The sequence below is a fragment of the Aeromonas sp. 11P genome (assembly GCF_051920165.1).
In the GTDB taxonomy this organism is placed as follows: domain Bacteria; phylum Pseudomonadota; class Gammaproteobacteria; order Enterobacterales; family Aeromonadaceae; genus Aeromonas; species Aeromonas veronii.
In genome coordinates this window covers 4,392,028-4,407,043 of record NZ_JBQBDJ010000004.1, presented here as the reverse complement: position 1 = coordinate 4,407,043, position 15,016 = coordinate 4,392,028, and the positions used below count along the sequence as shown (strand labels likewise).

The window sequence follows — 15,016 nt, the reverse complement described above, 5'->3', positions numbered from 1 at the left end:
GTCTGTGCACCATAGTGCAATGCAAGTTGCAACCTGTTCGCAAAACCAGACCTTAAACACATCACTGCAGGAGAAGGGCTAATGCCCTTATTGATAATGCGCTTTTTGAGTCTATTCATCATTTCGTTGATGTCTAATCTTCGCAAAGCAAAATCCGTAGCGTGTTGCAGCCAGCATCGTCCATGAACTGATGGCGGCAACGTCCACGAAACTAGCAAGCAATGCGAGTGATGTGGCCATCCTGCAGCTTATAGAAGGCATCTTGCGGCAACTCCTGTGACCAGGTCACCTCATAGTCGAGATCGGCATAGACGCCACGCAACATGGCACCAAGCAGGCCGTGGGAGATGACGATGGCCCGCTCGGCGATGGCAGGATCCTGCAACCACTGGTGTGCCCGGCGCTGAATGCTCTCGAAGCTCTCCGCTCCCGGGGCCTGCAGATACCAGTCCCCCTTGCCGGTATCGAGCTCGGGATGAGCGAGCCGCAGCGCCGGGATCTGGCAGCTCTCCCACTCCCCCATCCCCAGCTCCATCAACCGATCGTCCCAGACGATGCGATCTGCCGTCAGCCCAAGCTGCTCGCACACCAGCAGCGCAGTCTGACGGGCACGCCCGAGCGGGCTGGCATAGACGGTCCAGCGAGCGGGATCCGCCAGTTCGGCGGCAAGGCGCCGCCCCATGGCGATGGCTTGCGCCTCGCCCTTGTCGGTCAGATCGGAGTTGCAACGCCCCTGCAGACGCTGCTCGGCATTGAAGCGGGTCTGGCCGTGGCGCAGCAGATAGATGAGTCGAGACATGATTTCTCCAGCACGTTCAGAGAGATAGAAAAATGAAGGGGGAATATGATAGCAGATGAGCCCGAAGGACGGCCCAAACAGAGAGGCTAAAACGGGCGTAAAAAACGGGTCAAGGCTGACCCGTTTGCTGCTAATTTGGCCAGATTAGACCGGCTCAGCCCTTCTTGATCTCCCGCAGATAGCGGTAGATGGAGTGGACCGAGATCCCGAGCTGGCGCGCGGCGATCTGGGCACTGTCTTTTAACTCGAAGATCCCCATGTCGTGCAGCTGGTTGACGATGACCCGTGTCTTCTGGGACGGGGGCACCGCCTCGTTGCCGCGCACCTCGGCACTGACGGTATCGATGGTGCTGTTGAGCGCTTCGTCGATGTTGCGGGCGAACACCTCCGGGGTGGCATGGCTCTCGTGGGGATGCATGCACTCCGGCATCATGGTGCGCAGCACGGATTGCAGCGGAGCATCCATGTCGCTGTTGATGCAGAGCAAACCGATGGCCCTGTGCTCCCCGTTGCGGATCACGGTCGTGATGGAGCGCAGCGTCTTGCCGGTGGCACACTTGGTCATGTAGGGGCTGGAGATATCCTGCCCGCTCTTGAGCTTCATCATCGCCAGGTTGGTGATGGGGGCGCCGACACTGCGGCCGGTGATATGGCCGTTGGCAATCTTGACGATCGAGGGATTGCGCGCATCCAGACTGTGGAGCAGCACTTCGGTGTGCTGGCCATACATGGCGGCGATGCCGTCCACAATGTTCTCCATCGACTTGAGGATCTCAAAATCGCTCGGACTCAACTCTTGCAGCTTCACAATGGGACCTTCTTGCAAGGGTTGCTGCCGGACAATGGGCGCCGGGCAGCAACCGACAGGGACATCAGGCGGACATGATATCAATAATGGTGCTGTCTGTGGCAGACATGCCCTCCTTCACCATCTGGCCGACGTTGCGGATGGTCTGATCCACGTCACCGGCGACGATCCCCTGCCCCGACACCGAGTGACTGTTGAGGGCCATCAGGAAGCCGCGCACCGCCGCGCCGGAGGAGGTACTCACCTTCATGGCGCAGGAGGCTTTCGCCCCGTCACATACCATACCGGCACTGTCGCTCAGCACGTTCTGGATGGCGAAGCAGGATTGCTCGAAGCTGCCGCCCGCCAGATAGACCATGGCCATGGAGGCAGCCGCGCTGGTCACGGTATTGCCACAGAAGGCCGACAGCGGCGGATAGTGGGACTTGATATAGATGGCGCCCAGATGGCTCATGATGAGGGCTCGAGCCAGCTGCTCTTCGCTGGCCGCAAAACGCTCGGCAATCACCATCACCGGAATGGTGGCGGCAATGCCCTGGTTGCCACTGCCGAAGTTGCTCATGGCTGGCAGGGTCGCGCCCCCCATGCGGGCATCGGAGGCAGCCGCCGTCATCATCACGATGCGGTTCATCACATCCTCGCCGATAAGACCGGCATTGATGTTCTGCTGCATGGTGCGGCCAATCTCCAGGCCATAGGGGTTGTTCATCCCCTCGGCGGAGAGCTTGCCGTTAAGCTCGGAGGCTTTGAGGATGAACCTGATCTGCTCGAACTCCACCCGGGTGGCGAACTCGTAGATGGCGGCGATGCTGATATCGACGCCATCGCAGATGGAACCGGTGGCACCACCCTGGCTCTGATCGGCGGTGAAGGTCACCTCGCCATCGCGGCGCTGCTCGACGATGCGGGTATGGCCGCCGCAGAGGGTCACTTCGGCACTGTGCTCTTCACCCTTGTCATCAGTGCCATAAACGGTCACGCGGCAGAAGATAAACTCGGGGGCGGCGGTGCGGCTCACCTGCACCTTGCCGGCATCGATCATCTGCTGGGCACGATCCACCTGTGCTGGCTGGATCGCGGCCAGCACCTCCAGCCCGGCATCGGCGTTGCCGCCGATGGCACCGGCCGCGGCCGCAATGGCCAGACCGATCTTGCCGGTGCCCGGCACATAAACACCCATCGAGTTTTTATAGAGATTGTCCGACACCGCAACCTCGAGGCGACCGGGCTCACAGCCCAGTTGCCGGGTGGCGACAGCCGCGGCATAGGCAGCGGCGATTGGCTCGGTACAACCCAGCGCTGGTTTGACAACCTGTTGAATAATCTGCAGATACTGCTGCCACGCTTGTTTCATCACTTGAACCTTTTTATCAGCATTAACGAGCGATATGGGCGATCGCTTCCACTTCAACCTTGACACCCATCGGCAGATCCTTCACTGCGAAGCAGCTGCGCGCCGGACAATCTTTCTGGAAATAGGCTTTATAGACCTCGTTGAACGCGGCAAAATCGCTGATCTCGGCGAGGTAGCAGGTGGTTTTGAGCACGGTATCCAGCGAGCCGCCCGCGGCTTCCAGCACGGATTTCAGGTTTTCCAGTGACTGGCGGGTCTGGGCGGCAATCCCCCCTTCCACCACACCACCCTGCTGCTTGCAGACCGGCAACTGACCGGAGGTAAAGATAAGGTCGCCATAGGCAGTGCCGTGGCTGTAGGGACCGATAGCGTCAGGTGCCGCTGCTGCCGTGATGATGCGTTTCATATAGCCACTCCTGTTTGTGCAATTTTTTTTGCAATCATGAATCTCATTCCGTTCAACATTATTTGCTTTTTATTTTATCCATTCAACAAAAAGATACAAAAATGGCGTTTAAAGGCACCTTTCGGCCTCAATATAAACCGTGATCACCATCCTGATTTGAACAAAAGTACTCTTATGGGCATTGTTTATGACAGTTTCATTCAACTATATTTGCGCCGCTTTCCCACATCCCTACAAAAAAGAAGGTTTTAATGGACGCGCATAGCACTACACTCGCCAGCCCCGCGATGGGCACGCTGGAATGGAAAGAAGCGGTTCGCTTCGACAGCACCGACTGGGGCTGGATCATCATGAGCATCGGCATGGCCATCGGCGCGGGGATCGTCTTCCTGCCGGTACAGGTGGGTCTGATGGGCTTGTGGGTCTTTCTGCTCTCGGCAGTGATCGGCTACCCCGCCATGTACATGTTCCAGCGCCTCTTTATCAACACCCTGGCCACCTCGCCGGAGTGCAAGGATTACCCCAGCGTCATCACCGGCTACCTCGGCAAGAACTGGGGTGTGCTGCTCGGCGCGCTCTACTTCGTGATGCTGGTGATCTGGGTCTTCGTCTACTCCACCGCCATCACCAATGACAGCGCCTCCTTCCTGCAGAGCTTCGGCGTCACCGACGGCCTGCTCTCCGAAAACCCGCTCTACGGTCTGGTGCTGATCTGCGGTCTGGTGGCACTGGCCTCGCGCGGCGAAAACCTGCTGTTCAAGATCTCCACCTTTATGGTGCTGACCAAGATCAGCGTGGTGGCCGTGCTCGGCCTGATGATGGTGGACAAGTGGGATGCGGCCAACATCACCGCCATGCCCGCCGCCGGAGACTGGATGAAGGATGCCATCATCATGCTCCCCTTTACCCTCACCTCCATCCTCTTTATCCAGAGCCTGAGCCCCATGGTGATCTCCTACCGCTCGCGGGAAAAGTCGCTGGAAGTGGCTCGCTTCAAGGCGATGCGCGCCATGAATATCGCCTTCGGCATCCTGTTCGTGGTGGTGTTCTTCTACGCGGTCTCCTTCACCCTGGCCATGGGTCACGAGCAGGCGGTCAAAGCCTCCGAAGAGAACATCTCTGCGCTGGCCATGGTGGCCCAAGGGATGCCCGGCCAGACCCTCAAGCTCCTGAGCCTCACCCTCAACATCTTTGCGGTGATGACCGCCTACTTCGGCGTCTATCTGGGCTTTCGTGAAGCCTGTCAGGGTCTGGCGATGAACCTGCTGCGCCGCGTCATGCCGGAAAACCGCATCAACAAAGGATTGGTGGGTAAGGGCATCATGGTGTTTACCGTCATGCTCTCCTGGGGGGCTATCGTGCTCAACGCACCGGTACTGAGCTTCACCTCCATCTGCAGCCCCATCTTCGGCATGGTGGGCTGTCTCATCCCTGCCTATCTGGTCTATCAGGTACCGGCGCTGCACAAGTACAAGGGCACCTCCCTCTACATCATCATCGTCACCGGCCTGCTGCTCTGCGTCTCGCCCTTCCTGGCGTTCAACTGATCGGTGTCCCCTTATCGACCGCGGGTCACCTTCGGGTGGCCCGTTTTCTATTGGTGCGGCTGACGGCGCCCCCGCCCGGAAGTAAAAAGCCAAGGGGATCACAACTTGCAACCGGCCATCACCCAAGGGAGGCCGCTCGGAGTACTATTCAGGCAACACGAATCACGCCCGCACTCAGGTATCGAGGCTTAACATGAAATGGATTTTCAACCCCGCCATCCGGCTGGGCAATCAGCTCTCCTTCAAATACAAATTCCTGCTCTGGTCCTGCCTGATGTTGCTGCCACTGGCCTACAGCATGACCAATCTGCTGGGGCGGCTGCAGGATGACAACGTCCAGGCCAACCGCGAGCTGGCGGGAGTGGTCAATCTCACCCCCGTGCCTGCTATCGAGCAGGCCCTGCTCACCCATCGCAATCTGGTAACCCGTCACGCCCATGAGGTGGATCCGGTCGGTGATGATCAGGTCAAGGCAGCTGCACAAACAGTTGATCTGAGCCTGCAAGCCTTTGCCGACACCCGCCAGAACAATCCCTCCTTTGAGGTGATCCAGCAGGGCTGGGCCGCCCTGCAGAGTGAAGCGGGCAAGCTGGAAGTGGAGCAGAGCAACCTGCGCCACGACAAGCTGCTGACCGAGGTGCGCCACCTCTACAAGCACATTACCGCCAGTAGCAGCCTGATCCAGGATCCGGCGCTCGGCACCTACTACATGGTGATCCTCGCCAGCGAACGGTTGCCGCAGCTGCGTGATCTGCTGGCTCAGGTGCGGGATCGCGCCGCCACCATCGCCGATTTCGGCCTGTTTCAGGCCGAGGGCTACAGCGGCCTGCGTTTTCGTCTTGACCTTATCAGCGCCACCCTGCAGGAGCTGGAGGCCGATCTGACCCTGCTCTACCAGATCGAACCGGCCTACCGCACCGAGCTGGGTCAGCAGACCGATGCCCTGATGCAACTGGTGCGTCAGGGGGTCGAGACCATGGAAAACAAGATGATGAAGGATCAGCTGGTGCAACTCTCCACCAAGGAGGTGCAGGCACTGGGGGATAAGATGGACGAGGCTATCACCGCGCTGGCAGGCCAGGTACGCCAGCGGCTGGAGGCCGACCTGCATCAGCGGCTGGCCGCCAACCAGCGCCACTTCTGGTGGGTCACCGCGCCGCTGACCGTCAGCTTGCTGCTCTACCTCTACCTGATGATCGGCGCCTATCTCTCCCTGCGCGACACCGTGGGGCGGGTGCGTGATATTGCCGCCCGGGTCAACGCCCAGGATCTTAGCCAGCATATCGAGATCGTCGGTCAGGACGAACTGGCCGCCATCAGCCGGGATTACAACGTGACGCTGGAGACCCTGCGCACCCTGATGCTGCGAGTGCGAGAAAATGGCGTCACCGTGGTGGAGAGCGCCACCGAGATCGAAGCGCGCACCTGCCGCTCGCAGGAGGTGATTGCCGATCAGCAAGGGGAGACCCATCAGGTCGCCACCGCCATCAAGGAGCTGGCCGCCACCTCACAGGACATGGCGGGCAATGCCCTGCAAGCCGCCCGCATGACGCAGGAGGCGCAGAATGTAGTCGGTCAGGGCGAGGATGTGGTGGAGCGCACCATCAAGGCCATCGACCATATCAACCGCGAGGTGCTGCGTACCGCCGACACCATAGGTCAGCTGGAGCAGCAGTGCAGCCAGATTGGCGGCGTCATCAGCGTGATCCGCGGCATCGCCGAACAGACCAACCTGCTGGCCCTCAACGCCGCGATCGAAGCGGCCCGGGCCGGTGAGCAGGGTCGCGGCTTTGCGGTGGTGGCCGACGAGGTGCGGTCTCTTGCCAACCGCACCCAGGGGGCTACCGTCGAGATCCAGCAGATGATTGAACAGCTGCAATCCGGCGCCCGCGCCTCGGTCACCGCCATGTCGGCGGCCAGCCATGAAGCGCAGGAGGGGGTCGGGTTGGCGCAGGAGGCAAAACAGGCTTTCGGCGCCATCACCGAGAAGGTGGACCGAATGGTCGATACCAACGCCATCATCGCCAGCGCCATCGAGCAGCAGGGCGCCGTGGTCAACGAGATCGAACGCAACGTGGTGCGTATCTCCGATGGCAGCGACGAGGCACTGCAAGTGGCCAACGCCGCCCGCGATGCCGCCCGCCAGATCCACCAGCTCACCGAACAACTGCGCGCCATGGTACAGAGCTTCGTGCTGTAGCAGAGCGCTGACAAGCCGGGCTCAACGTGAGCCCGGCATTATCCCGGTCTCGCATCTCCCCACAACATCTCAGTTGCACGGATCATCCAGAAAATCTCTGCGGCCCACTTGCCGGGCAAACGCCAACAAAGTAGTCTCGAACGAAAACAAAACGCGGCATTCCCGACACGCACTGTCTACGACGTCGAGGCAAGCAAGCCGCCTGCGAGCCACAGATTAAAACCAGCGTCACGTCATCTATCACCCGCTTCAAGCGAGGATTTACCCATGGCCAGATACCAGTTTTTTACCATTCCGGCGTCCAATCGGCAGCAATACACCTTTATCGACATGGCATCTCCGACTTTTCTGAGTGAAAAGGCGGCACTGCTGACCCAAGGATTCGAGGTGGAGGAAGACTTTATTGACGCAACCAGTCCGCGAGAGGCTGTCGAGAAGTACCAGTCCAATTTTCTTTATGTAGCGGACGAGATAGGCAAGTCCGATAGCAGCTACGCCGCGGCCGTCGCCATGCTGGAGATTGGCAAGGGGTTATTGGGCAATAAAACCCGCTGAGATTAGGTGCAGCGATGAAGAGTGGTGGCCATCGTGGCAACGTGCCCGATGGCCATATGGCAAGACATCAATTCGGTAAGTCAGAAGCGCCCCAGCTGCTGGAGCATCTCGATCAGCTCCTCTTCGCTGCTCGGCTCATAGGCCAGCTGAAGGCTCGGCGCAGCGCCCCCCATCAGCATGTAGACGTTGGTGCTGCAGTGGTCGTAGTGATACCACTTACCGTCGATACAGACGTCGGTATAGCATCTCGGGTCCCTTTTCAGTTCCATATACACATCCTTTTGTTACATCCCATCAACATCACTCCTGACCGTAAGACAACCGACGGCCGAGTATCTTGATACAAATCAAGATGTGTAACGACGTCTATCAAGAAACTGAAAGGATGCTCGCAACAGCTTGAATCATGATAAGTAATGACGCTGTTTTAGAGCTGTTAAGCTTCCCGTCAGTCATGACAGCAACAATGGAAGATATCGGCTGTTTTACCAACATACCGGGTAAACGGAATAAAAACAGGATGACTTGATGGCGAGTCCACACATAGACCTCAACCTTTTTCGGATCTTCGATCGCGTCATGACCGAAAAAGGGGTATCAACAGCAGCCAGCAGCCTGGATATGACCCCTGCGGCGATAAGCCAGGCCATTCGCCGCCTTAGCGACCAGATTGGCGAGCCACTATTTCTACGGGAAGGGCGCGGGATCACTCCAACCAGCCGGGCCCTCGCCCTGCACAGGGAGATCCGCACAGCCCTCAATACCATGGAGCGCTCCCTGCAACTCAATCAGGAGTTTGATCCCGGCACCAGTCAGCGCGTCTTTCGCATCGCCAGCCATCCGGATCTGGATCTGCTCCTGCTACCCAGACTCCTTGCCCATCTCGCCGCAACAGCACCTCACTGCCGCGTCGAATCAGTCCCCGGGCTCTATGAGGAGCACCTTCGCCAGCAAGCCCTTCGCCAGCACAATATCGACCTGATACTGGCCAGCACAGCATTGGAAGAGAGCGGCTTTTTGAATCAGCCACTGCTGAATCTGGAGCTCAGAGTGGTGTGCCGTGCAGCCCATCCCCGCATTGAACATCAGCTCGATTTCGAAACCTTCTTTGCTGAAGAACACGTGGTATGGGACGTAAGACGCAAAGATGACTGGGTGATCCGCAGCCTGACCAGCAAGAACTTGTCACCACGCAAAATCGCCTATGAAAGCAACGCGTTGCTGACAGCGCTCTCTCTGGTCAGTCAGACCGACTGGCTCTGTGTCACCAGCCAATGGCATCTGGCCATGATGCGCCAGCCACTTGCCCTCAAGGACTTTCCTCTCCCCTGGGACTCAGCCCCCTGCCCCGTCTACATCAACTGGCATCAGAGTGCAAAACGAGACCCCGCACTCAGCTGGCTTATTCAACAGTTACAACTTCTCACCACAGCTGAACCCAATCGCTATGGTTTAACGCCTGCTTAACGATTGATTATTGCGAACTGCAATGATCGGGGATGCCGAACACGTTACGCTAACTGCGTGTAAAAAGTGATGCATCCTCTCTTTCTTATATAAAGATGATTGTCAGATGCCACACTATTAATTGATGTCGTATCAACGTCATCGATTAATCACATTTCTGATGACACTCATTCACCAACCAAAATAAAAACACCACAACATGATGAAAAAAATACTCCTGCCCCTATGTATAGGGATAGCTATGCCTGCCATCGCCAAATCACCAGACAATTCGGCATCATTACAGGATATGTCTGACCCACTTGCGGTATATAGCCAATGGGGAAGCGGCATTAGCGACGATGGTCTCAATCTGAAATTCGGAAACCAATATGACAGCGGTAGCCAAAACAAACGGGCTATGAATATCATCGAGGCAAAAGGAGTCATGGGTGAAGGCCTGGGCTGGTCTGATCATCAAAATCGTGACAATTCCCTCGACAGCCTGCGGCTGCGCAATTTCACCATCAACACCGAGAGTGGCCTCGGCACCCAACTGGATATCATCTACAACTTTGATGAAAGTTATCTGGCCGAGCAGAACGCCTCAGTCTCCTATAGCCTGATTAAATCACTGCCTGCCTGGGGCCCGCTTCAGCTATATCCTCTGGCTGGAATTGGTGCCAATATATCAATGAATCAATATATTGATAGCAATCGTAAACAGATCGATGCCGGTTATACCATTCCTGGCACTTTTTATCTCGTCGGCATGTATAGCAAACTGACTCTTAATGAAAAGTGGTGGTTGAATTACAACCCTATGTTTGCCAGTACCCTTTCAGGCTCAGAGTTTTATAAAGAAAACGCCTTTGGTGATGGCGAAAGTGCCGCACTGTATCACGAACTCGCACTCTCCTATCAATATTCAGGGCGACTTAACTTCAGAACTTTCATCAACTGGAACAATATTTCCGGAATTGAGGAGGCCACCTATCGACTGGAGTTCAACTACCAGTTCTGACACACCTTGCCAATTATGCCTGGCAATTTCAAATACGGCAGGCTGCAATCTCCTGACTACACTTAGCCCTGCCGCCCAACACCACTACCTCTGGAGTAACTCTGATGAAACCAAGGTTTTCAGCACCCACGGTCGTCACTTTATTGCTGTCCGGCACCCTGCTTCTGCAACCCGCCTGGGCAGTCATCAATCCCAAACCGGCTAGCGAATTTACCATCAAGGCAAACCAGCAGGTGCTCACCAACCTGCCCTTCAATGACAAGCAGGATTTCGAGGATGCCAAGCGTGGCTTTATCGCCAAACCGGAGACCCTGACCATCAAGGATGACAAGGGCAACGTGGTGTGGGATCTGGAGCAGTACAAGACCTACATCGGGCTCGACAAGGCATCCCCTGACACCGTCAACCCCAGCCTGTGGCGCAACGCCCAGCTCAACATGCAGTACGGCTTGTTCAAGGTCACCGACAAGATTTACCAAATTCGCGGCTTTGATCTCTCCAACATCACCTTTATCGAAGGCAACAAGGGATGGGTGGTGTTCGATCCGCTGATCTCCCCGCAAACCGCCAAGGCGGCGCTGGCCTTCATCAACAAGACTCAAGGGGAGCGCCCGGTCACCGCGGTGGTCTACAGCCACTCCCACGTAGATCACTACGGCGGTGCCGCTGGCCTGTTCAATTCGCTGGACGAGGTGAAAAAGAACGGCGTCGAGATCATCGCCCCGGAAGGATTTACCGAACACGCGGTGTCGGAGAACGTCATCGCCGGCAATGCCATGGCCCGCCGCGCCGTCTACATGTATGGCGCCCTGCTGCCGCGCAATGCCCAGGGCAGCGTGAACGGCGGTCTGGGGCAGACCGTCTCCGCCGGCGTGCCCTCGCTGCTGCTGCCGACCCGCTTTATCACCAAAACCGGTGAGACGCTGACGGTCGATGGCGTCAAGATGGTCTTCCAGATGACCCCGGGCACCGAAGCTCCGGCCGAGATGAACACCTGGTTCCCGGACAGCAAAGCATTGTGGATGGCCGAAAACACCACCAACACCATGCACAACATCCTCACCCTGCGCGGTGCCCAAGTGCGCGATGCACTGAAATGGTCGAGCTTTCTCAACGAGACCATCGAAACCTGGGGTGATCAGGCCGAGGTCAAGTTCCAGAGCCACCACTGGCCACGCTGGGGCAATGCCAACATCGTTGACTACTTCAAAAAGCAGCGTGACCTCTACAAATACATCCATGACCAGTCGGTGCGCCTGATGAACATGGGCTATACCGGCGAGGAGATCTCCGAGCAGATCACCCTCCCCCCCGAGCTCAACAACTTCTGGCCGAACCGCGGTTACTACGGCACCCTGCGCCACAACAGCCGTGCCGTCTATCAGCGCTATATGGGCTGGTACTCCGGCAACCCCTCCGATCTCGACAACCTGCCACCGGAAATGGTCGGTCCCAAATATATCGAGTTCATGGGGGGCGAGCAGGAGGTACTGAAAAAAGCCAAGGCCTCGTTCGACAAGGGGGAATATCGCTGGGTAGCAGAAGTGCTCAAGCATCTGGTGTTTGCCAACCCGAACAACACAGAGGGCAAGCTGCTGCTGGCAGATGCACTGGAGCAGCTGGGCTATCAGGCTGAATCCGGCCCGTGGCGCTCCGTCTATCTGCAAGGCGCCTATGAGCTGCGCAATGGCGTTCCTAACGTTGGCGGAACAGTCACCGCCTCGCCGGATACCATCCGGGCCATGAGTCCCAGCATGCTGTTTGACTATCTCTCGGTGCGCATTAATCCCGAGAAAGCGGCGGGCAAGAAGATGGTCATCAACATGGCGTTCACCGACATCGGGGAGAAACATACCCTGAGTCTGGAGAACGCGGTGCTGAACCACACCACCCGCTATGCAGCCAAGCCTGATGTGACCATTACCCTGAGCAAGAAGACGCTGGATGATATCCAGCTCGGTCAGGGCACCATGGAGCAGAAGATCGCCAGCGGCGAGATCAAGATCGAGGGTGATCAGCAGAAGTTCAGTGACTTCGTCACGCTGCTCGACAAGTTCAACTTCTGGTTCAACATAGTGACGCCATGATGCAACGCTCCTTGCGCGCATGCATGGTCCTGCTCTGCCTCATCCCCGGGATGGGGCAGAGCTGTGGTTATGATGCCCTTTATCCCAATCCGTTCGAACAGAGCTGGCCCGGCACAGTCAATATTGCCATGGCCACGGCGACTGCGGTGAGCCGTGAGCAGTTGCCCCCCTTGGCAGCCCTGACAGGCGAAGCCGGCTTCTCACGCAGCCAGGCGTGGCTCCAAACTCTCAAAAGTCGACTCCAGCAGGCAGGGGTAGGCGGCGGGATCTCCATCCTGCTTATCGACTCAGGACTCTGGTCCAGAGTACGAGGCAAGGAGTCCCTACTGCTCCAGCTGCACACCAGCGGCCCAAACCCAAAAGACCGGGTGATGCTGCTGAGTGAAGCCGCCATCAACGCCATGTTGAATGGGTCGCTTACCATCGAGCAGGGACTGCAATTGGGTATTGTGGAGCTGCAAAGAGACGACAACCAGCAGTTGCAGCGAGATCTGCACAAGGCTCTGAGCTCGCAGACCTGACCGCCACAGGAAGAACAGATAGAACAAAGGGAGGCAAATGCCTCCCTTTTCTATGCCTTCACGGCGAACGTCAAGCGCGGGCGCTTATTCGTCTTCCAGATAGGCGTAGCCTTGCAGGCCCAGCTCCAGCTCGTCGAGCAGGGCTTTGCGAGTGGCATCGTCCAGCGCCGGGTGAGCGGCGATCCGCTGGTAGTTTTCGCGGATCACGGACGGATCGATGTTGACGTAACGCAGCAGCTGGTCGACGGTGTCGCCGCGCACCACGTTGCGAATGTCCATCTTGCCCTCTTCGTCCAGCCACACTTCCGCGCAGTGGGTGTCACCGAACAGGTTGTGCAGATCGCCGAGGATCTCCTGATAGGCGCCGACCAGGAAGAAGCCGACATGGCACTCTTCGTTCTCGCCATAAACCGGCATCGGCAGGGTGCTCTCGACCCCCAGACCGTCGACGTAGTGTTCGACCTGACCGTCGGAGTCACAGGTGATATCCATCAGGATGCCGCGACGGCTAAGCGGACGATCGAGACCCGCCAGCGGCATCACCGGGAATACCTGACCGATACCCCAGGCATCCGGCAGGGACTGGAACAGGGAGAAGTTGGCAAAGCACTTGTCCGCCAGCTTTTCACTCAGCTCGTCAGCCAGCGCACGGTGGTTGCGGTTGACCGGATTGAGCATCTCTTTGAGTGCCAGACAGGTGTTCTGGTGCAGCATCTCGGCCCAGGCACGCTGTTCAAGGTTCAAGAGGCCCATGGTGTACTGGGTATTCACGTCACCCAGATCTGCCACCGAGTCATGGAAGATCTCCAGCAGGGAGGGATCTTCGCTGCGCAGATCCAGCCAGCCTTTCCACATGTTCTGCAGAATGGTCGGTGCATCTTCGTCCGGCGCGCTGATGTCGTTCATCTCCACCCCTTCGGCACCAATGATATTGGTGACCAGCACGGCGTGGTGGGCGGTCAGGGCACGGCCAGACTCGCTGATGATGGTCGGGTGCGGCAGATCGAACTCGCGGCAGACATCGCCGATGCCCCATACCACGTTGTTGGCGTACTCGGAGAGGCTGTAGTTGGCGGAGCAGTGGCTCTGGGAACGGGTTCCCTCGTAGTCCACACCCAGGCCGCCACCGACGTCCACGACTTCGATGTTGGCACCGAGGCGACGCAGTTCAGCGTAGAAACGGCCGCACTCGCGGATGCCGCCCTGAATGTCGCGGATATTGGCGATCTGGGAGCCCAGATGGAAGTGCAGCAATTGCAGGCAATCCAGCTTGCCCAGCCCACGCAGACGCTCGATCAGCGCCAGGATCTGGGAGGCGGAGAGACCAAATTTGGACATGGATCCGCCGCTCGATTCCCACATGCCGGAGCCGGTGGAAGCGAGCTTGGCACGCACCCCGATGTTGGGCTTGATGTTGAGACGAGCTGACTCGTCCAGCACCATTTCCAGCTCGGAGGGCTTCTCCACCACGATGTAGACCTTGTGGCCCATCAGGTTGCCCAGCAGAGCGTGGCGGATATATTCGCGGTCTTTGTAACCGTTGCAGACGATCACCGAGCCTTGCTCATGGTGATGGGACAGCACGGCCAGCAGTTCCGGTTTGGAACCAGCTTCCAGGCCAAGCCGGGGCTTGTCGCTGTAGGACTGGCTGATGGTCTCGATGACACGACGCTGCTGGTTTACCTTGATCGGATAAACGCAGAGGTAGTCCCCTTCATAGCCTGACTTCTCGATGGCCTGACCGAAGGCGTTGAACAGCGCATCGACCCGACTCTTGAGAATGTCGGGGAAGCGCAGCAACACGGGGGTGGTCAGCCCGGACTGACGCAACTGTTCGATGGCGTCAGAGAGCACAATATGCGCGTCAGGGCGTGATTTGTCGGGGGCGACGGTCACATGACCGGCGTCATTGATATTGAAAAAACCCGCACCCCAGTAGGGAACGTTGTAGACCTTCAAGGAGTCCTTGCTGGACCAGTTAGTCATGGGCTATGCCTCGCAAATGAGCGACCCAAAGTCGCCTTCGTTACCCTCAATCACATCCAGACCATCTAGTGCAGAGTACGGCGAGCGCTGCCATCACGAGACGCAGCCACCCAAACCAATCCTTTGCACATCGCGGCAAGCCAGAGGCTGCCTGGTGGATCTTGGGGAAGTAACGAGTCTTGATGTGGGGCTGGTGGCTTTACATCAAGCTCAACGGTATGCGGTGCCACTATGCCGTAGCGCCGCGGTACTTTGATGACAGACGACATCAGCCACGCCGTCA

13 protein-coding genes are annotated in these 15,016 nt (G+C 57.8%); 7 read left to right on the top strand and 6 right to left on the bottom strand.

From position 1 onward, the window contains the following. Positions 1-211: 211 nt before the first annotated feature. The 4 genes from ACTG1P_RS20490 to ACTG1P_RS20475 form a co-directional block, all read right to left on the bottom strand. Entirely contained in the window at positions 212-799 is a 588-nt protein-coding gene (locus ACTG1P_RS20490; RefSeq protein ID WP_440002100.1) for a histidine phosphatase family protein, read from the bottom strand. Between the two features lie 154 nt (positions 800-953). Then, the gene (locus tag ACTG1P_RS20485; RefSeq protein WP_005334376.1) at positions 954-1,607 is read right to left on the bottom strand and encodes a helix-turn-helix transcriptional regulator; all 654 of its coding nucleotides are present in this window, start codon (positions 1,605-1,607) and stop codon (positions 954-956) included. Between the two features lie 64 nt (positions 1,608-1,671). Further along, the gene (locus tag ACTG1P_RS20480; protein ID WP_440002099.1) at positions 1,672-2,961 is read right to left on the bottom strand and encodes an L-cysteine desulfidase family protein; all 1,290 of its coding nucleotides are present in this window, start codon (positions 2,959-2,961) and stop codon (positions 1,672-1,674) included. A gap of 22 nt (positions 2,962-2,983) precedes the next feature. Then, positions 2,984-3,367, bottom strand: coding sequence for a Rid family detoxifying hydrolase (locus ACTG1P_RS20475; protein ID WP_005344164.1), 384 nt, complete (start codon positions 3,365-3,367; stop codon positions 2,984-2,986). Between the two features lie 251 nt (positions 3,368-3,618). On the opposite strand from ACTG1P_RS20475, the gene ACTG1P_RS20470 reads away from it, so the two are divergent. The 3 genes from ACTG1P_RS20470 (at position 3,619) to ACTG1P_RS20460 (ending at position 7,669) form a co-directional block, all read left to right on the top strand. Then, positions 3,619-4,914: a hypothetical protein gene (locus tag ACTG1P_RS20470; RefSeq protein WP_440002098.1), complete on the top strand. Its 1,296-nt coding sequence runs from the start codon at positions 3,619-3,621 to the stop codon at positions 4,912-4,914. Positions 4,915-5,107: 193 nt separating this feature from the next. After that, complete coding sequence (locus tag ACTG1P_RS20465; RefSeq protein ID WP_440002097.1) at positions 5,108-7,114, top strand: methyl-accepting chemotaxis protein; 2,007 nt, start codon at positions 5,108-5,110, stop codon at positions 7,112-7,114. 267 nt (positions 7,115-7,381) lie between these two features. Further along, a complete protein-coding gene (locus tag ACTG1P_RS20460; RefSeq protein WP_021229329.1) occupies positions 7,382-7,669 on the top strand; it encodes a hypothetical protein in 288 nt (95 codons plus the stop codon). Between the two features lie 80 nt (positions 7,670-7,749). Here ACTG1P_RS20460 and ACTG1P_RS20455 read toward each other — a convergent pair whose 3' ends face one another. Further along, positions 7,750-7,938 carry a hypothetical protein gene (locus ACTG1P_RS20455; RefSeq protein ID WP_005334402.1) on the bottom strand — a complete coding sequence of 63 codons (189 nt, stop codon included), beginning with the start codon at positions 7,936-7,938 and terminating at the stop codon, positions 7,750-7,752. A gap of 259 nt (positions 7,939-8,197) precedes the next feature. Between ACTG1P_RS20455 and ACTG1P_RS20450 the strand changes: the two genes are divergently transcribed. From ACTG1P_RS20450 to ACTG1P_RS20435, 4 genes are all read left to right on the top strand, one after another. Further along, complete coding sequence (locus tag ACTG1P_RS20450) at positions 8,198-9,136, top strand: LysR substrate-binding domain-containing protein (protein WP_069555379.1); 939 nt, start codon at positions 8,198-8,200, stop codon at positions 9,134-9,136. 241 nt (positions 9,137-9,377) lie between these two features. Beyond that, a complete protein-coding gene (locus tag ACTG1P_RS20445) occupies positions 9,378-10,139 on the top strand; it encodes a hypothetical protein (protein WP_440002096.1) in 762 nt (253 codons plus the stop codon). Positions 10,140-10,243: 104 nt separating this feature from the next. Next, complete coding sequence (locus tag ACTG1P_RS20440) at positions 10,244-12,226, top strand: alkyl/aryl-sulfatase (RefSeq protein WP_440002095.1); 1,983 nt, start codon at positions 10,244-10,246, stop codon at positions 12,224-12,226. Beyond that, positions 12,223-12,747 (top strand): hypothetical protein, encoded by a 525-nt coding sequence (locus ACTG1P_RS20435; protein WP_069555381.1) that lies wholly within the window; start codon positions 12,223-12,225, stop codon positions 12,745-12,747. Before ACTG1P_RS20440 ends, ACTG1P_RS20435 begins: the two co-directional genes overlap by 4 nt. Positions 12,748-12,831: 84 nt before the next feature. Here ACTG1P_RS20435 and speA read toward each other — a convergent pair whose 3' ends face one another. Then, positions 12,832-14,733, bottom strand: coding sequence for a biosynthetic arginine decarboxylase (gene speA, locus ACTG1P_RS20430; RefSeq protein WP_005344160.1), 1,902 nt, complete (start codon positions 14,731-14,733; stop codon positions 12,832-12,834). Positions 14,734-15,016 lie beyond the last annotated feature (283 nt).